At 63.7% G+C, this 18,181-nt stretch carries 17 protein-coding genes; 11 read left to right on the forward strand and 6 right to left on the reverse strand.

Annotated elements, in window-relative coordinates; all coding sequences use genetic code 11:
• Position 1: 1 nt before the first annotated feature.
• A complete protein-coding gene (selD, locus tag B9Z47_RS01200; RefSeq protein ID WP_108329441.1) occupies positions 2-2,368 on the reverse strand; it encodes a selenide, water dikinase SelD in 2,367 nt (788 codons plus the stop codon).
• Positions 2,369-2,370: 2 nt separating this feature from the next.
• On the reverse strand, positions 2,371-3,345 hold the full coding sequence (senB, locus tag B9Z47_RS01205) for a selenoneine biosynthesis selenosugar synthase SenB (RefSeq protein WP_108329442.1): 975 nt from the start codon (positions 3,343-3,345) through the stop codon (positions 2,371-2,373).
• A 13-nt stretch (positions 3,346-3,358) separates the two neighbouring features.
• On the opposite strand from senB, the gene senA reads away from it, so the two are divergent.
• Positions 3,359-4,654 (forward strand): selenoneine synthase SenA, encoded by a 1,296-nt coding sequence (gene senA / locus B9Z47_RS01210; protein ID WP_108330016.1) that lies wholly within the window; start codon positions 3,359-3,361, stop codon positions 4,652-4,654.
• Between the two features lie 24 nt (positions 4,655-4,678).
• Here senA and egtD read toward each other — a convergent pair whose 3' ends face one another.
• Complete coding sequence (gene egtD / locus B9Z47_RS01215; RefSeq protein ID WP_108329443.1) at positions 4,679-5,647, reverse strand: L-histidine N(alpha)-methyltransferase; 969 nt, start codon at positions 5,645-5,647, stop codon at positions 4,679-4,681.
• A 143-nt stretch (positions 5,648-5,790) separates the two neighbouring features.
• Between egtD and B9Z47_RS01220 the strand changes: the two genes are divergently transcribed.
• The 8 genes from B9Z47_RS01220 to phnE all read left to right on the forward strand — a co-directional run bounded on the left by B9Z47_RS01220 (position 5,791) and on the right by phnE (position 13,261).
• Complete coding sequence (locus tag B9Z47_RS01220; protein ID WP_108329444.1) at positions 5,791-6,429, forward strand: TetR/AcrR family transcriptional regulator; 639 nt, start codon at positions 5,791-5,793, stop codon at positions 6,427-6,429.
• Positions 6,426-7,634 (forward strand): efflux RND transporter periplasmic adaptor subunit, encoded by a 1,209-nt coding sequence (locus tag B9Z47_RS01225; protein WP_108329445.1) that lies wholly within the window; start codon positions 6,426-6,428, stop codon positions 7,632-7,634. Before B9Z47_RS01220 ends, B9Z47_RS01225 begins: the two co-directional genes overlap by 4 nt.
• The gene (locus B9Z47_RS01230; RefSeq protein WP_108329446.1) at positions 7,631-8,830 is read left to right on the forward strand and encodes an ABC transporter permease; all 1,200 of its coding nucleotides are present in this window, start codon (positions 7,631-7,633) and stop codon (positions 8,828-8,830) included. Before B9Z47_RS01225 ends, B9Z47_RS01230 begins: the two co-directional genes overlap by 4 nt.
• A gap of 99 nt (positions 8,831-8,929) precedes the next feature.
• Positions 8,930-9,646: an ABC transporter ATP-binding protein gene (locus B9Z47_RS01235; RefSeq protein WP_108329447.1), complete on the forward strand. Its 717-nt coding sequence runs from the start codon at positions 8,930-8,932 to the stop codon at positions 9,644-9,646.
• 159 nt (positions 9,647-9,805) lie between these two features.
• Positions 9,806-10,639, forward strand: a complete 834-nt coding sequence (locus B9Z47_RS01240; RefSeq protein ID WP_199226251.1) for a putative selenate ABC transporter substrate-binding protein — start codon at positions 9,806-9,808, stop codon at positions 10,637-10,639.
• 18 nt (positions 10,640-10,657) lie between these two features.
• Complete coding sequence (locus B9Z47_RS01245) at positions 10,658-11,497, forward strand: phosphonate ABC transporter ATP-binding protein (RefSeq protein ID WP_108329449.1); 840 nt, start codon at positions 10,658-10,660, stop codon at positions 11,495-11,497.
• A gap of 34 nt (positions 11,498-11,531) precedes the next feature.
• Positions 11,532-12,416 (forward strand): PhnE/PtxC family ABC transporter permease, encoded by an 885-nt coding sequence (locus B9Z47_RS01250; protein WP_369911588.1) that lies wholly within the window; start codon positions 11,532-11,534, stop codon positions 12,414-12,416.
• Complete coding sequence (phnE, locus tag B9Z47_RS01255; RefSeq protein ID WP_108329450.1) at positions 12,413-13,261, forward strand: phosphonate ABC transporter, permease protein PhnE; 849 nt, start codon at positions 12,413-12,415, stop codon at positions 13,259-13,261. The genes B9Z47_RS01250 and phnE overlap by 4 nt, the downstream gene beginning before the upstream one ends.
• A gap of 105 nt (positions 13,262-13,366) precedes the next feature.
• Here the strand turns inward: phnE and B9Z47_RS01260 are convergent, their stop codons facing one another.
• From B9Z47_RS01260 to B9Z47_RS01270, 3 genes are all read right to left on the reverse strand, one after another.
• Entirely contained in the window at positions 13,367-13,996 is a 630-nt protein-coding gene (locus B9Z47_RS01260; RefSeq protein ID WP_108329451.1) for a TetR/AcrR family transcriptional regulator, read from the reverse strand.
• A gap of 61 nt (positions 13,997-14,057) precedes the next feature.
• Entirely contained in the window at positions 14,058-14,669 is a 612-nt protein-coding gene (locus B9Z47_RS01265; protein WP_108329452.1) for an FMN-dependent NADH-azoreductase, read from the reverse strand.
• Between the two features lie 72 nt (positions 14,670-14,741).
• Entirely contained in the window at positions 14,742-15,224 is a 483-nt protein-coding gene (locus tag B9Z47_RS01270; RefSeq protein WP_108329453.1) for a DUF4148 domain-containing protein, read from the reverse strand.
• Positions 15,225-15,433: 209 nt separating this feature from the next.
• On the opposite strand from B9Z47_RS01270, the gene B9Z47_RS01275 reads away from it, so the two are divergent.
• Positions 15,434-16,366 (forward strand): LysR family transcriptional regulator, encoded by a 933-nt coding sequence (locus B9Z47_RS01275; RefSeq protein ID WP_108329454.1) that lies wholly within the window; start codon positions 15,434-15,436, stop codon positions 16,364-16,366.
• A 209-nt stretch (positions 16,367-16,575) separates the two neighbouring features.
• Positions 16,576-18,165: an efflux transporter outer membrane subunit gene (locus tag B9Z47_RS01280; protein WP_108329455.1), complete on the forward strand. Its 1,590-nt coding sequence runs from the start codon at positions 16,576-16,578 to the stop codon at positions 18,163-18,165.
• Positions 18,166-18,181 lie beyond the last annotated feature (16 nt).

Consider the following 18,181-nt stretch of genomic DNA (forward strand, 5'->3'; position numbering starts at 1 on the left):
TTCAGGTTTTCAGCAGCACCGGCTCGATGGCCTCACCCTGTGCGGTGATGCGGCCGATGACGGCGGTGTGCGCATAGCCCGCCGCTTTGAGGGCCCGCACACAGGCGACGGCCTGGTCGGCAGGCACGCTAGCCAGCAAGCCGCCTGCAGTTTGTGGATCAAACAGCAGGGGGTAGCGCGGGTCTTGCACAAAGTCGTCAGCGTTGCGCAGGGCGCGGCGCAGCCGCACATTGGCCGGTTGCAAGGAACTGACGATGCCCGCTTTGACACAGTCCACCGCGCCGTCCAGCAAGGGCAGCGCGCTCATGTGCAACTCGGCGTCCACGCCAGAGGGCCGCGTCATTTCCACCAGATGGCCCAGCAGGCCAAAGCCGGTCAAGTCGGTGCAGGCGGTGGCGCTGTGTTGGCGCAAAATCTGTGCGCCAACCTGGTTGGACTGCACCATCGATTGCAAGGCGGCCGCGATCCAGCGGCCCTTGGCCGCATGCCGTGCGTGCGCAGCAAACAAGGTGCCGGTGCCCATGGGTTTGGTCAGCAGCAGCACATCGCCCGGCTGCATGCCGCCTTTGCGCATCACGTTTTTCATCTTGTCGTCGATGAGCCCGTTGATGGCAAAGCCCAGGGCCAGCTCTGCGCCTTCGCCCGTGTGGCCGCCCACCAGGGCGCAGCCTGCGGCATTCAGCACCTCAATTGCACCGCCCATCATTTGTGTCAACAGGTCTTCGACCTTGCTCTCCAGACCCGGCGGCACCGTGACCACGGCAGTGGCCGTTTGCGGCTCGGCCCCCATGGCAAAAATATCACCCAGCGCATGGTTGGCGGCCACTTTGCCAAACAAATAGGGGTCGTCGATGAAGGCGCGGAAAAAGTCCACCGTGTGCACCATGGCCATGCCTTTGGGCACGCGCACCACGGCCGCATCGTCGGGTGAATGCAGGCCGATCACGACATCGTCGCGCTCTACCGGCTGCAAGCTGCCCAGTGCGCGCGACAAGACGTTGGAGCCGACTTTGGCACCACAACCGCCGCAGCGCATCGCGATGGCCGAGATGGCCTGCAGCGACTCTTCAGAGGTCAGGGTCAGACGGGTTGTGGGCGCTTTGCCTTTGGCCTGGATGTCCCTGAGCAACTGGCCCATGGCCTGCATGGCTTCGCGCAAGCTCGCGCCAGGGTGAAGCGCCCCGGCCGTGCCGGACATGCTGGGCAGTTCCGTGAAGCGGCGCATGAACTGGCGATCGATGCGGTCTTTCCAGCGCCACACCCAGGCCCCGGCAAAACCCAGCGCACCGCGAGATGCCACGGCGTAGCGGTTGCCTGTGGAAATCAGGGCCAGCCAATGGCGTTGCGGCTTGTAGGCCTGCAACTTCTGGCCCCGCAGGCTGCGTCGCAAATTGTCGGCCAGTGGCTTGGCCATGCGCACGGCAAAGACGCCGGCCTTTTCCAGCGGACGGTCGATGAAGGAGGCGATGTCACCGGCCGCAAAGATCAGCGGGTCGTTCAGCGCTTGCAACTGTGGGTGAACCAGGATGAAACCCTGGGCATCCAGCCCCAGCCCCGTGCTTTGCAGCCAGGTTGGACCACCGGCTTGCGTGACCCACATGGTTTCGTCGGCATCGAAAGTGCGGCCGTCGCGCGTGTGCAGACAGCCGGGCGAGACTTGCACCACCTCGGTGTTCAAGTGCACATCGATAGCCCGTTCAAGCAGCACCTTGGCAAAGCGCGCACGCACCCCTGGGTTGTGTGTGGGCAGCACCGTGTCGCCAGAAGTCAGCAACACGAATTTCAGGTCTTCGGGGTTGCGCCCCAGCGCCTTGAGCTCGTGGCGCAAACGGTATTGCATGGACAGCAAAAGCTCCACGCCCCCTGCACCACCGCCCACCACCGCGATCGTCATGCGGCCCCGGTGCGCGGGCCAATGCCGAGCTTTGTCCAGCAGGGCCAGCCAGCGCTGGTTGAACTGCGCAATCGGCTTGACCGGTGTGGCCAGCGCTTGCGCGCCATCGACTTGCTGCACCTGCGGGGTCGAGCCGATGTTGATGGACAACACGTCATACGCCACAGGCGGGCGGTTTTTGCAAATGACTTTTTGGCTCTTGCGGTCGATGCCGACCACGGCGTCGTGGTACAGGCGGGCACCGGCAAAGGCACACAGGCGGCCCAGGTCGATGTGCACCTCGTCAAAGGTGTAGTGGCCCGAAATGTAGCCGGGCAACATGCCCGAGTAAGGCGTGTCGATGTCGGTGCAAATCACGGTGATGCGCACGCCCGGTTCGGGCTTCATGGCGAACATGCGCAGCACGCCCACATGGCTGTGGCCGCCGCCGACCAGCACCAAGTCACGCAGCACGGGTTGATGGGAGGATTGCATTCTTAAAAGGTCCAGAGGTCTTGCACCCAGCGGTGCAAGGCGGCGCGTTCGGCCTGCGGTTCAAACAAGGGTGCGCGCAAGGCGCACTGATGCTGCAAGTGTGCCACCAGGCCGTGGCCGTTCGGCGGCGTCCGGCAAGCCAGCAAAAAATCAGCCAGCGCCTGCGCATCCCCGGGCGCGAACAGCCCGGTGTAGTCCTCGCCCAGCAGACCCACATTGCCGTCGATGCGCGAAGCCAACACGGGCGTGCCGCTGCAAATCGCCTCCATCAGCACATGCGCGCCGCCTTCCATGCGGCTGCAGTGCACCAGCAAGTGGGCGCGCTGGATGCGCTGCAGCGTTTGCGCGTGAGGCACAGCCCCCAGCCAGCGGTAATGAGGGCATTGCGCCTGCGTGGCCTCAGCGGCCTGGCCCAGCACGGGGTCAAGCGCTGCGCCAATGTGGTCGATGAATATACCCGCGTCGGGCGGCAACAGGCGCGCAGCGGCCATCAGCGTGAGCGGGTCTTTTTCTTCGCGCAAATGCCCCACCATCACCACGCGCAAGTGGCGTGCGGTCTTGGGCAGGGTCTGGCGCGTGCCGGTGGACTGGAAGATGACGCGGGCCTTGGCCTGGTGTTCGGGCGGCAGGCTTTGCACGCCCAGCCCCTGCAGCACCACCAGCGAACATGCCAGCGCCAGAGACCTTTGGGCTGTCGGGTCATGCCCGATGTCGCGGTACAGGTCGGTGCCCGTCAGCACCACGCCCAGGCCGCGCTGGCCGTGCCTGGCGTGCCAGGCCTGTACCGAGTCGGCCGAGCGGCGGGCGTGCAGGGCCAGCATCACATGGTCATTGTCGGCTTGGGCATCGGGCCACTGTCGCACGATCCGGGCAGAATGCGCAGACAGCAGACGTTGCCAGCGGCGCGCCGTTTGCCAGTTCCCGTTGTTGGCGTCGGCCAAAGCGGGACTGACAATGACCACACGAAGTTTTTGCATGGGCGGTTTATACATGAATGACAGTACCCCGACAGCAGCAAGGCAGACCCTGCGGCGGAACGCCAATGGGTGGCATTTGGGCGTGCTGTCGGGGCCGGTGCACAGTGCTGTTCGCACAGCCGGTCCGGAGGCTTTGGCCCAGGCCCTGCAAACCACACGCGCTCGCACCCTGGGCCTGATGCAAGCCTGGCAAAACGCCTTGCCCGATCTGTCGGTGCCGCCTTTGCCCGAGATGAACCCGCCACTTTGGGAATGGGGCCACATCGCCTGGTTTCAGGAATGGTGGACGGTGCGCAACCGCCAGCGCCACCTGGGCACGCGCAGTGCCCGCATCGGCGAGGCGTTTGGGCCATCTCTGCTGCCCGATGCCGATGCGCTTTACAACTCCAGCGACGTCGCGCACGACAGCCGCTGGGCTTTGGCGCTGCCCGACCTGGCCGGCACGCAGGCCTATTTGGCGCAGGTGCTGCAGCGCAGTCTGGCCCACTTGAAAGCGTTGCCAGCGGTGCAGGACGCCGGACAGGCAGCGAGTGATGAGGCCTTGTACTTTTGGCGACTCGTGCTGCAACACGAAGACATGCACAACGAAGCCTCGGTTTACATGGCGCAGGCTTTAGGCCTGCATTTGCCGCAGGCGCTGTGCTGGCGAACAGGGGCGGGGGTGGGGGCGGCTGGGCATGCGCATGCCCTTCCAGCGCAGACCCATCCAACGCAGACCCATCCAACGCAGATCCATGTGCCCGCGCAAGTTCACACGCTGGGCCACTCGGGGCCGGGCTTCGCCTTTGACAACGAGCTTCAAGCCCAGCCGGTGGCGCTGGCGGCCTTCGACATTGATGCAGCGACCGTCAGTTGGGCGCGTTATCTGCCTTTTGTGCAGGCCACTGGCCATGCGCTGCCGCCCCATGTGCGTTGGGTTGAAGGCATGTGGCAAGCGCAGCACTTTGGCCAGTGGCAGGCCCTGGACCTGCAGGCCCCGGCGTTGCATGTCAATGCGCACGATGCCCAGGCTTGGTGCGAATGGGCGGGCAGGCGCTTGCCGACAGAGGCCGAATGGGAATGTGCCGCGCACACGCCAGACTTTGTGTGGGGCCAGGTGTGGGAATGGACCGCCAGCGACTTTGCGCCTTATCCGGGGTTTGAGGCGCACCCTTACCGCGACTATTCAGCGCCCTGGTGGCACGACCACCGTGTGTTGCGAGGGGCGTGCGCCGCCACTTCGGCCCATGTGGTGGATGTGCGTTACCGCAACTTCTTTGTGCCTGCGCGGCGCGACATTTTTGCGGGGTTCCGCTCGGTGGCGGTGTAAAAGTTGATCGGGTGCAGCGAAAAGTCAGGCCGTTGCCCACAACACCGCAAAGCGCGCGGCCGGATCGGTCCAGACGCGGGTTTGGGCAAAGCCTGCCGACAGCAACAAGGCCTCAAAGCCCGGCACGCTCCACTTGCAGGCGTTTTCGGTGTGGATGGTCTCGCCGGGTGCAAAGAGGCGCTCGCCGCCCGGCCATTGCACCCGCACCGCGTGGCGTGCTTGCAGGTGCATCTCTACACGCGATTGTTCGGCGTTGAAGCGCGACAGGTGCCGCCAGTCGCGCACCGCAAAGTCGCTGCCCACCAGGCGGTTGATGTGCAGCAGCAGGTTCAGGTCAAACGCGGCGGTCACACCCAAGGCGTCGTCATAGGCCGCTTCCAGCTCGGCCGCATCCTTGAGCAAGTCCACCCCGATCAGCAAGCCACTGCCCGCTGCTGTGCCGCATGCGCGGTGCAGGCTTTGCAAAAAGCCCAGGGCCTGCTCGGGCGTGAAGTTGCCGATGCTCGAACCTGGGTAAAACAACACGCGTGGCTGCGCTGGGTCCAGGCTCAGTGCATCCGGTAAATCCAGACCGCCCGAAAAGTCGGTGCCCAGGCCCGCCACAGGCAGACCGGGGTGCTGACGCAGCAAGCTGTCCAGGGCCTGGCGCACAAAGTCCACCGAAATGTCCACCGCCACATAGCGCCCGGCTTGCATCGTGCCCAGCAGCCGTCCGGCTTTTTCGCAGTTGCCCGCGCCCAGGTCGATCCAGCAAGCGCCAGTGGGCAAGTGCCGGGCCATGTCGGCGCTGTGCAGCCGCATCAGCTGTGCTTCGGTGCGCGTCAGGTCGTACTCGGGCAGCTCGGTGATGGCCTCGAACAGGCGCGAGCCCAGCGCGTCGTACAGGTACTTGGGCGAGGTGAAGGCCTGCGGGGCGCTCAGGCCCTGCAAGAGTTCTTGCGCCACGGCGGCGGCGTTGTGCTGGTACAGCTGGATGAATTGGGGCGCGGTCATGCGGTCGATGTTAGTGCAGCGACCAAGTCAGACCTTCCAATCAGCGTCCAAATCAACGGTCAACGCCCGAAGGGGATGCGCCCACCCCGGAAAAAACAAAGTGGGATGTGCTAAAGTAATTAATCAATTACTTAATTAAAGACATGCTCTCGACCATCAAGCAAAAAACCGAAGACAGACAAGCGGCCTTGATGGCAGCGGCTTTGCAACTGGCCGCCCAAAAAAGCCCGGCACAGATCACCACGGGCGAGCTGGCGGTGGCGGTGGGCATCACCCAAGGGGCGGTTTTCAAGCACTTTGAAAGCAAAGAGGCCATCTGGTTGACTGTGATGCAGTGGGTGCATGCCGAGTTGATGATGCGCCTGCAAGCCGCAGCACAAGCACACCTCGACCAAGGCGAAGCCTTGGGGGCCATGCGGGCGGTGTTCATGGCGCATGTGCAATTTGTACAAGCTCAGCCGGGCGTGCCTCGGCTGGTATTTCAGGAACTGCAACACCCGCAGCCCTCGCCCCTCAAAGCCAGTGTGCAGCAGCTCATGGTGAATTACCGCCAATTGGTGCACGGTTTGCTGTTGAAGGCAAAAGCAAACCAACAGTTGGCACAAACCGTTGACCTGAGCGCCGCCACGGTGTTGTTTGTTGGGGCCATTCAGGGCTTGGTCATGCAGGCCCTGATGGCTGGGCATTTGAGCGACGTCGGCGCGCAAGCGGCAGCGGTTTATGACATTTACGAGCAGGGGCTAATGCAGTCCATGCCCACATCGACAAGGACAAAAGCATGAAATGGACAGTGCAAAACAAGCGGCGTTGGCTCACGGCAGGGGCCACATTGATGGTGGTGGCCATCATCGGTTGGGTGGCGTTTCGCATCGGGCCTTTGGCACCCAACCGCATCACCGTCACGACCGTCAAGAGTGAACGCATCACGCCCGCCGTGTTTGGCATTGGCAGTGTCGAGGCACGCCAAAGCTGGTTGATCGGGCCCGTGACGGCGGGGCGCGTTTTGCGCGTGCTGGTGGATGTGGGCGACAAGGTCAAGGTGGGCCAATGGCTGGCCGAGATGGACCCGGTCGATTTGGCGCAGCGCCAAAAAGCGCAAGAAGCGGCCATGGCCAAGGCCGTCAGCGTGCAAGCTGCGGCCAAGGCGCAAGTGGCCGATGCACAGGCCAGACGCGAGCTGGCCCAGTCGGGCTGGCTGCGCCAGCAAGACCTGGCCCGCCAGAATTTCATCAGTGCCACAGCCCTTGAGGCACAGCAGCAAGCGCTGCGATCGGCAGAGGCGGCGCTGCAAGTGGCGCAAGCCAACGCCCAGGCCGCCGCTCAAGACATGGCACGGGTGCAAGCCGAAAGCGCGGGTGTGGCATTTCAGCGCCAGAGCCTTCGCATGCTGGCCCCGGCCGATGCGGTGGTCACCAGCCGCGATGCCGAAGCGGGCAGCACGGTGGTGGCTGGCCAGCCTGTGCTCAAGCTGGTCAACCCGCAAAGCCTGTGGGTGCGCATGCGCGTGGACCAAGGCCGATCGGCAGGTCTGGCGGCGGGTCTGGCCGCGCGCATCGTGCTGCGCTCGCAGCCCCAGCAGGTCTGGCCTGGCGTGGTCGAGCGTGTGGAGTGGCAGGCCGACAGCGTGACCGAAGAGCGCATTGCCCAAGTGGCGTTCCGCCTTGAACCCGGACAAATGCCACCGGCTGTGTCGATGGGGGAAATGGCCGAGGTGACGTTGGACTTGCCCGCCACCGCAGAAGGCCCCGTGGTGCCACAAGCCAGCATGCAAAAACACCAGGGCCAAACGGGGGTGTGGCGTTTGTCGGCCAGTGGTTCCGTTGAATTTGCGCCTGTGCAGTGGGGCGCGGTCAGCTTGGACGGCCATGTGCAGGCCCTCACCGGTTTGAAGGCGCAGGACCGGGTGGTCGTTTACAGCGAAAAACCCCTGCAACCGGGTGCGCGGGTCCGGGTGGTCGATGCCTTGGTGGGGCAGGCACAGCCATGATCAGCCTGGCCGTCCGCGACATCCAGCACAGCTGGGCCAAATTCATCCTCACGGGGGTGGGCCTGGGTTTGCTGATCGGCGTGACCTTGACCATGGCGGGTGTGTTCAGGGGCATGGTGGACGACGCGCAAGCGCTGTTGAACAACAGCGGCGCCGATCTTTGGGTGGTGCAAAAAGACACCCAAGGCCCTTACGCCGAGTCGTCCAGCCTCAAGGACGATGTGGTGCGCAGCATCCGGGGCATGCCCGGCGTGGCGCAAGCGGCCAACATCACTTACTTCACCATGCAGGTGCAAACCGCCGGGCGCGAAACGCGCGCCATGGTGGTGGGTGTGGAGCCCGGTGCGGGCGGCTTGCCGGGACAGCCGGGGCACCTGTTGGCGGGCCGCCACCTCACACGCAGCCACTACGAGGCCGTGGCCGACATCAAAACTGGCCTGGCTGTGGGCGACCGGGTGCAGATTCGCCGCCACAGCTACGAGGTGGTGGGCCTGACGCAGCGCATGGTCTCTTCGGGTGGTGACCCGATGGTTTTTATCCCCCTGAAAGACGCGCAAGAAGCGCAGTTCCTCAAGGACAACGACGCCATCGTGAACGACCGCGTGCGCACGGCAGCCAACCCTGGCTTTAACCGGCCCGGTGTGCCGGGCCTGCTGGAAGCCGTACAAAACCTGCAAACCAGCAGCCGCAACGTGAACGCGGTGTTGGTGCAAACGCAAGCAGGCTGGGGTGCCGAGCAGGTGGCCGAGCCGATCCGGCGTTGGAAGCATCTGACGGTCTTTACCCGCAGCGGGATGGAAGAAATTCTGGTGCAAAAACTGATCGCCACCTCAGCCCGGCAAATCGGCATGTTCCTGGTCATCCTGGCGGTGGTGAGCGCGGCCATTGTGGCTTTCATCATCTACACCATGACGTTGGGAAAAATCCGAGAAATCGCGGTGCTCAAGCTCATCGGCACGCGCAACATCACCATCGCCAGCATGATCTTGCAGCAAGCGCTGGGCTTGGGCGTGATTGGTTTTGTGGTCGGCAAAGTGGCCGCCACCTTGTGGGCACCGGTCTTCCCCAAATTTGTTTTGCTGCTCACTCAAGATGCGGTGATGGGTTTTGTGGCCACCCTGGTCATTTGCGCATTGGCCAGCACCTTGGCCATCCGGGTGGCGTTGCGGGTCGATCCTGCTCAGGCCATCAGTTAAGCAAGGAAAGAACATGACCCCCACGCTCGTCACTTCGTGTACTCGCTGCCCCCCAAGGGGGCTTTGCCCGCCTTGGGGCGGCCCGGCGGAGGGCAAGTCATGACCCCCACTCAAGGCGGCATCCTGATCGAAAACCTGCGCAAGGTGTATGGCCATGGCGACACCGCCGTAGAGGCCCTGAAAAACGTCAACATGCAGGTGGCACCGGGCGAGGTGGTGGGCTTGGTCGGGCCGTCTGGCTCGGGCAAGAGCACCTTGCTCAAATGCCTGGGGGCCATCATCGAGCCCACCTCGGGCCGCATGACCTTGGGCAACGACATCATCTACGACAACGGCTGGAAGACCCCCGACTTGCGTGCCCTGCGGCGCGACCGCATCGGCTTTGTGTTTCAGGCCCCCTACCTGATTCCGTTTTTGGATGTGACCGACAACGTGGCCTTGCTGCCCATGTTGGCGGGTGTGCCCAATGCCCAGGCCCGGCAGCAGGCGCTGGCCTTGCTTCATTCGCTCGATGTGGCGCACCGGGCCAAGGCGCAACCGTCTGAGCTGTCGGGCGGCGAACAGCAGCGGGTGTCGATTGCCCGCGCCCTGGCCAACAAACCCCCGGTGATCTTGGCTGACGAGCCGACCGCGCCCTTGGACAGTGAACGCGCATTGGGCGTGATGCGCATTTTGAACAACATGGCCCGGCAGGCCCAGACCGCCATCATCGTGGTCACCCATGATGAAAAAATCATCCCGACCTTTCGGCGGATTTACCACATCCGCGACGGGCAAACGGTGGAAGAGCGTGGAGAGGGGCGGTCTCTCGATTGAGCGGATGCCGCCAAGTCATGATTCGTCTCAGTCTCACCCTTGAGGCTGATGGTGTTCTTGAATTTGGGGTGTAATCAAGCCCTTTTCAAATTTTCACCCCCGGGTGAACTTCTGGCCATGCCCATTTCGCTCTTTACAAAAATCCAAGCCACTGCCCTGATGGGTTTATTGGCTTTGTCGGCGGCATTTCCAAGTGTTGCCCAAGCGCAAACCACGCTGCGCGTGACCACCATCCCCGAGGAAGCAGCCACCGAGCAGGTGCGCAAGTTCGCGCCTTTGGCCAACTACCTGGAAAAGCAGCTGGGCATGAAGGTGCAGTTCACACCCGTGACCGATTACCCTGCGGCGGTGGAATCGCTGGTGAACAAGAAGGTCGATGTGGTTTGGTTTGGCGGCTTCACCTTTGTGCAGGCCAGCATCCGTTCCGGTGGCAAGGTGGTGCCCTTGGCGCAGCGCGAAGAAGACACGCGTTTCCAGTCGGTGTTCATCGCCAAGACCGATTCCGGCATCAAGACCCTGGCCGACATGAAGGGCAAGCAAGTCTCTTTCGGGTCGCAAAGCAGCACCTCGGGCCACCTGATGCCGCGCAGCTTTTTGCTGCAAGCCAAGATCGAACCTGAAAAAGACTTCAAGCGCATTGCCTACAGCGGCGCGCACGACGCCACCATCGCCTCGGTGGTCAGCGGCAAGGTCGATGCCGCTGCGCTGGACATCACCGTCTGGAAAAAATTTGTGGCTGAGAACAAGGTCGACACTCAGGCCGTCAACGTGTTCTACACCACACCGCCTTACTTCAACTACAACTGGTCGGTGCACGCTGACATGCCTGCCGACTTGCGCGAAAAAATCAAGACCGCTTTGCTGGCCCTGAACCCCGCCAACCCCGAGCACGCCGAGATCCTGAAACTCAACCGCGCCACCCGCTATGTGCCCACCACGCCCGAAAACTACAAGGGTCTGGAGTCGGCTGCACGCAGCGCGGGCTTGCTGTAAAGCCTGGACCCCGTCACAGTGAACATCGACCTTCAGGCCCTTGAAGCGCGGCATCCGGCGGCGACGCCGGGTGCGCCAGCGGCCTTGCGTGCATTGAATTTGCAGCTGGCTGCGGGCGAGCAGGTGGCCATCATCGGCCCCTCGGGTGCGGGCAAGACGACGCTGCTGCAGGTGCTGGCCTGCGCCCAGCCGCCCACGCAAGGCACGCTGCAACTGGCGGGGGTGAACCCGTGGACATTGCCTGCAAGCGCGCTGCGCACACTGCGCGGCCAGTTGTTTCTGGCCCCGCAGGTGCCGCCGCTGCCGCCGCGCCAACGCGTGGTGACCTCGGTGTTGGCCGGGCGTTTGCCCGCTATGGGTTTGTGGGCCAGTTTGCGTTCGCTGTTTTATCCAGCGGACATCCCGGCCGCTTACGAGGCGCTGTCGCACTTTGACCTGGGCGACAAATTGTTTGAACGCGTGGACCGCCTGTCGGGTGGTGAGCGCCAGCGCGTGGGCCTGGCCCGTGCCCTGCTGGCTCCGGCCAGCCTGTGGCTGATCGATGAGCCGCTGTCGGCGCTCGACCCGGTGCGCGCCCGCATGGCCATGACCGCATTGGTGGGCCTGGCCCGCGAGCGCCAAGTCACGCTGGTGGCCACGCTGCACCAGGTGGACATGGCGCTGGCGCACTTTCCGCGCATCATCGGCTTGCGCGATGGCCAGCAGGTGTTTGACCTGCCCCCGGATCAGGTCAGCCCCGAGCGCTTGGCGCATTTGTACGACCAGCACGAACACGAGTTGCGCGGTGAGGCGCTGCCTGCGGCGCTGCAAGAGGCCACACCGGCAGCGCCCGCGCCTGTGGTGATGCACTGCCGCTGAGGCGGTTTGCTTCCTGATGCCACGCGCACCCGACATGTCCGCCTCTGTTTCCCATTTGCCTGTGGCCCAACCTCCCGGTTCACCACCCGAGCGGCCGTTTGCACCAGCACCCACGCGCGACCCGACGTTTGCCGCACGCGTGTTCTGGCTGAGTTTGGCGTTGGTGCTTTTGTGGCCTCTGGGTGTGGCCACCGAGTTCCGGCCTTGGGTGCTGTGGGCGCCCGAGAACCGAAAAGTCACCGCCGACTTTGTGCGCAGCTTTTGGCCGTTGGTTCACAACGCCGAATTTTTGCAGATGGTGCTGCGCGAGACCTGGCGCACCGTGGCCATGGCCACCGCAGGCGTCACGCTGGCGCTGGTGTTGGCCGTGCCTTTGTCTTTGTTGGCCACGCGGGTCTTGTCGCTGTCGGCCTTGTCCGGCCGCATGGACCGTTGGCCTGCGGTGCTGCGCTGGCTGGTGCGGGCCACGCTGATCATGCTGCGCAGCATTCCGGAGTTGATTTGGGCGCTGGTGTTTGTGCGGGTGGTGGGCCTGGGGCCTACCGCGGGCGTGCTGGCCATTGCGCTGACCTATGGCGGCATGCTGGGCAAGGTGTACGCCGAAATTCTGGAAAGCGGCGAAGCCCACGCCACCCAGACCCTGATGCGCAACGGCAGCGGCCGCCTGCAGGCCTTTGTGTACGCGCTGCTGCCCAGTCATGCGGCCGAACTGGCGTCTTACACCGTGTACCGCTGGGAATGTGCCATCCGCTCCTCTGTTGTGCTGGGCTTTGTGGGCGCGGGGGGCTTGGGTCAGCAACTGGACAACTCGATGAAGATGTTCAACGGCGGTGAAGTGGCCACCTTGCTGCTGGTGTTCATTGCGCTGGTGGCGCTGGCCGACCGCGTGAGCGCCTGGCTGAGAAAGGCGCTGGCATGAAGTCTTCAGGCACCTCGTTGTCTTCACGCGAAGCGGCCAACCCGCCCTACAAATTGCCGCCGCCAATTTTTGATGCCCGCTGCAAGGCGTGTTGGTTCACCGTGGCTTTGGGGGTCTTGGTGGTGGCCAGCTTTGTGTCGCTCGATTTGGATTGGGCGGCTTTTGCATCGATGGAAGCGGCGCGAAGCATGGGCCGCTTTGTGGCGGAGTTTTTTCCGCCCGACTTGTCGCCCGTGTTTGTGAACAAGGTGGCCTGGGCCGCCTGGGAAACCCTGGCCATGTCGGCGCTGGGCACCGCCATGGCGGCGGTGCTGGGCTTGGCGTTGGCCGTGCCCGCCAGCCGCCTGTCCGCCCAAGACGCGGCCTGGCTGCGCAGCCCCACACGCTGGTTGCTCAATGCGCTGCGTGCCATTCCCGAACTGGTGTGGGCGGCATTGCTCTTGATTTCGGCAGGTCTCGGGCCCATGGCGGGGACATTGGCGCTGGCCCTGCACACCAGCGGCGTTTTGGGCCGCCTGTTTGCCGAGGCCATGGAGAACATCCCCACCGGGCCGGGCGACGCCTTGCGCACTCAGGGCGTGGGGCCGCTGCGCGTGTTTTTTTATGCCACCTTGCCGCAGGTGCTGCCGCAGCTCATGAGCTACACGCTGTACCGCTGGGAAAACAACATCCGCGCCGCCGCCGTGCTGGGCGTGGTGGGTGCGGGCGGCTTGGGCCAGATGCTGTCGTTCCACATGGGCCTGTTTCAAATGAACAAGACCGCCACCTTGCTGGCCGCGATGCTGCTCATGGTCGCTTGCGTGGATGCGTTGAGTTTTGCGGCGCGGCGGTGGTTGACGCGTTGAAGCGCTGATGCATTGACTCAGACCGCGTGGGCCAAAGTGCTTACAGAAATGGCCCAGAGAAATGGCCCACAGGTCTGGCTTGACCCTTTTGGGCAAGCAGACCGTTCAGCCCGAGTTGCTGTGTTGAGACAGCGTCGGCCCATACGCGGCCATGAACACCGCCACGGCCCGAGCCACCGTTTCGTGGATTTGTTGTGGGGAAGATGCTTCCAGTGCATTGAACAAGAAGGGCTCGATCCATTCGGCCTCCAGCAGGCCTTTGAGCTGCAGTGCTGCAATGCGTGCGTTGGCCTGGCGCAGCTGACCGCGGTCCATGGCTTGCTGCAAAAAGGCCGCGATGGCCGCTTCGCTGCGCACGGGGCCCATCTCGTAACACGTGCGACCCAGCTCGGAGGGTCTGGCCTGAGACGCCACCATGCGGCGCACCGCCTGCACCTGCGGTGAATACAGCAGGGCCAGCAAGCGTTGCCCGAAACTTTGCAGCGCGAGCGTGATGTCAGATTGGTCCGGGTCCAGCGCTTGCAGGGTGGCCTGAAATTCCAGTTCGGTCGCTTCAAACACCACCGCCGAAAACAATTCTTCTTTCGATGCGAAGTAGCTGTAAAGCGTGGGTTTGGAGTAGCCCACACGTTCGCGGATGTCGGACATCGAGCTGCGCTCGAAGCCGGTTTCGCGGAACACTTCGGCCGCCGCCTGCAGGATGGCCTGCCGCCGTGTCTCGCTTTTGGTGCGCATGCCCAACCTCCCACAAATGAACTCAGTGGTTCATTTTAGGGGGAGGCGGTGCGCAGCTGGTTCAGGCGACGGCTTGCGCGATCTCGGCGCGTGCGGCGCTCATGGCCGCGGCCTTGGCTTCATCGCCCATGGCCAGACCTTCGGCGCGCACGATGCGCACGTCGGTGATGCCAAAAAAGCCCAGCACCACTTTCAGGTAGCTTTCTTGGTGCTCCATGGCCTGACCGCCTTCGCTGGTCGAATACACACCGCCGCGTGTGGACGCCACGATCACCGTCTTGCCCTTCGCCAGACCCTCCGGGCCCTTTTCGGTATAGCGGAAGGTGCGACCAGGCTGGGCCAGGCGGTCGATCCAGGCTTTGAGCTGGGTGGGGATCGAGAAGTTGTAGAGCGGCGCGCCGATGACGACCACGTCAGCGGCCAGAAACTGGCTCACCAGTTGTTCAGACAAGGCGTTTTCGGCGCGTTGTGCGGCGGTCGGCTCGGGCTGGGCCACGCCCTTGATGGCGATGGCATCGGCACCAAAGTGGCCAGGGGCGTTGACCGCCAGGTCCAGGTGTTCGACGGTGGTGCCTGGGTGTTTTTTCATCCATTGGGCGACGATGTCGGCGGTCAGTTCGCGGGACGCGGAATAAGCGCCCAGGATGCTGGAGTCGATGTGCAGGAGTTTCATGGTCGGTGTTCTTTCTGCTCAAGCCACCCCGCTCGGGCGTCAAGGCCTGCGGGGTGGCTGGGGTGATGGGTTTCAGATGTTGCGGTTGTAGCGCTGGGGGAACAGCTGGTTGAGCTTGAGGCCGGTTTCGCCATCGGCCACGACGTCGCCTGTGCGGATGGCTTCAGCCAGTTCGGCCTTGACTTGTTCGCGGGTTTTGCCCTGAACTGCAGCCTTGGCGGGGTAGCGACCGGGGTTGATCTGGTTGAGCTTCAGGCCCGATTCGCCATCGGCCACGATGTCGCCTGTACGGACGGCCTCGGCCAGTTCAGCTTGCACTTGTTCCCGGGTTTTGCCTTGGAATGTGGGCTTGGCAGGGTACAGGCCTGGGAACATTTCATTCGCTTTTTGGCCGGTTTCGCCGTTGACCATGATGTCGCCGGTGCGCACGGCTTGCGCCAGTTCGGCTTTGACTTGTTCGCGAGTTTTGGGTGCCGAGGCATCGGCGGCGATGGCATTGGAGGCGGCCAGGGCGGCAACTGCGAGGGCGATGACGGAGAAGGTCGAGCGGTTCATGATGAGGTTTCCTTGAAAGTTGAAGAAACAGGCGGCTGGTCGGATGGACTTGGCTTTTTGCCTGGTCGGTGCTGCGTGGGTTGAAAGCGCTGCATCGATGGGTTGAACTGTAAAATTTCTGAATCAATAGAAAAACAACCAAAAATACATTGGGTTATTTCTAAATACGGAACAATCAAGGGCTTGAAATCCTGTTTTTGGAGTGCTTCATGGACCGTTTGTTGTCGATGCGTGTGTTTGAGCGCGTGGTGGGCGAGGGCGGTTTTGCAGCCGCTGCCCGTGCGCTGGACATGTCGGCCCCTGTGGTGACGCGCCTGGTCGCCGATCTGGAAGACCACCTGGGCACGCGCTTGCTGCAGCGCTCGACCCGCCGCCTGTCGCTGACCGAGGCGGGCCAGCAATACCTCAGCCGCGTGCGCAACATCCTGCAGGACATCGACGAAGCCGATGCGGTGGTCAGCGCGCAGACCACCGAGCTGGCTGGCTTGCTGCGCCTGCACGCGCCACCGGTGTTGGCCACGTATGTGATTGCGCCTTTGCTGGCCGAGTTCCGCAGGCGTTACCCCAAGATCCTGATCGAGCTGGAGGTGGAAAGCCTGCGTGAGCCGCCCATCGAAGACTTCGACATCACCTTGCTGGGCACCGACGAGAGCTTTGATGGCGATGTGATTGCGCGCAAGGTGCTGGAGTCCGAAGCCATTTTGGTGGCCTCGCCCGACTACCTGCGCCGGCGCGGTGCGCCACAGCAGCCGCAGGAGCTGATGCAGCACGATTGCCTGCGCCTGAAAATGCCCCACATCCGGCCGCGTGTGTGGCAGATGTGGTGCCCTGACAACCCGACCCAGCCCACCGAAGTCGACGTCCAGCCCGTGCTGCTGGTCAACCACACCGACAGCTTGCTGCGCGCGGCGATCGATGGCGCGGGCATCACGTCCGTGGCGGTGGATATGGTGGCACCCTATCTGACACGCGGAGAGTTGGTGCGTGTGCTGGCGCCCTGGATCACGGGCCGATTGAGCATGTACGCGGCCGTGCCGACCCGCAAATTCATGCCTCAGCGTACCCGGGTGTTTCTGGACTTTCTGGTGGAGGAAACGCGGCTGCAGACCGCCAAGGCCTTGGAGGCTTGTACGAACTGTTGACCACGCATGGTGGCGCTGACTGCACGCGGATCACCAACCGCTGCGGGCATCTTTGGAGACTTGCGGGCATTGCTTGCCCGTCGCCATTGCTCTGATTTTTGCCTCGCGGTCAAGCGGCTTATTTTCGAACTCGATGGTTTAGTTTTGGCATTTTGCTCGCTAGAATTCCGGCTGTTTTCTAAACCAATCGGTTTATTTAAGGAGCCTGAATGCCTGAACCCCAACGCCTGCATGCGGCTGCGCCCGTGCCGCCGCACCGCCATCGGCCCTTGCCATGGCGCACGCCACTCACATTGCTGATCACGGCCTGCCTGGCCGCAGCTTGCGCCCAGTTACCCGACGCGCCGCCCAAGCCGCAACTTAAGGCCACCACAGCTTTTGCGTCGAGCCAATCGCTGCGAGCCCCGCAAGTTGAATGGCCCGCAGATGCTTGGTGGACCGCCTATGGCGACCCGCAGCTCAATGCCCTGATCGACGAGGCGCTGCAAGGCGCGCCCGACTTGCTGGCGGCGCAGGCTCGGCTGCAGCGGGCCGAAGCCTTCACGCAGCTGGCCGGATCGGCCCTGCAACCGCAGCTGAGCGCCAACGCGGGCATCAGCGCAGACAAATTGAGCTACAACCATTTGGTGCCGCGCAGCCCGGCCACCGAAGGCTGGAACGACTACGGCCGCGCCACGCTCGACTTCCGCTGGGAAATGGATTTTTGGGGCAAAAACCGGGCGGGCTTGTCGGCGGCCACGTCCGAGCTGGACGGCCGCCGCGCCGAGCTGGCGCAGACCCGCCTGCTGTTGGCCAGCGGCATCGCCAGCGATTACGCCGAACTCGCTCATTTGTTTGCCCGCCGTGAACTGGCGCAGAAATCGGTGGCGATTCACAGCCAGACCGCGCAGCTGCTGGCACAGCGCCAAGCCAACGGTCTGGAAACCCGTGGCAGCGTGCACGCGGCCGATGCGGCACGCGCCGCCGCCGAAGGCACCTTGCTGGCCGCAGACGAGCAGATCGCTTTGCAGCGCAATCGCCTGGCTGCATGGTTGGGCGAAGGCCCGGATCGGGGTCTGTCGATCACGCCGCCGCAGCTGAAACTCGACAAAGGCTTTGGCCTGCCCGCCCAGTTGTCGGCCGAGCTGCTGGGCCGCCGTCCGGACGTGAGCGCAGCGCGCTGGATGGCGCAAGCCCAGGCCAGCCGCATCGAAGAAAAGCGGGCCGGGTTTTACCCCAGTGTGAACCTCTCGGCCTTCATCGGCGTGCAGTCGCTCGGGCTGGACTTGCTGGGCCGCAGCGGCTCCAGTGTGGGCAGCGTGGGCCCGGCGATTTCCTTGCCGATCTTCAACGGTGGGCGCTTGCGTGGTGAGTTGCGCGGCGCGCAAGCGGCCTACGCCGAAAGTGTGGCCCGTTACAACGCCACCGTGGCCCGCGCCCTGCAAGACGTGGCCGATGCCGCCGCGAGCCAGAAGGCGCTGGCACAGCGTTTGGACAAAGCGCAAGAGGCGGTGACTGCCGCCACCGAGGCGCACCAACTGAGCCGCCAGCGCCGCGAAGGGGGCTTGGCCACGGCCATGGAGGTCTTGATGGCCGAAGGCCAGTTGTTGGAGAGCCTGGCAGAGCAAACACATCTGCGAGCGCAGTCGCTGCGGCTCGACATCGCGCTGCAGCGCGCACTGGGCGGGAGTTATCAGGCACCTCCTTCCACCACGGGCGGCACCACGGACGTCACCTCGGGCAACGCCACAGGCCACTCACCAAGCCGCGAAACCAGCAGCGAAACCAGCCACGAACCCAGCCCGCTTGCAAAGCGCTGAGCCCCCATGAACGAAT

Source organism: Limnohabitans sp. 2KL-1 (assembly GCF_003063435.1).
Classification (GTDB): domain Bacteria; phylum Pseudomonadota; class Gammaproteobacteria; order Burkholderiales; family Burkholderiaceae_C; genus Limnohabitans_A.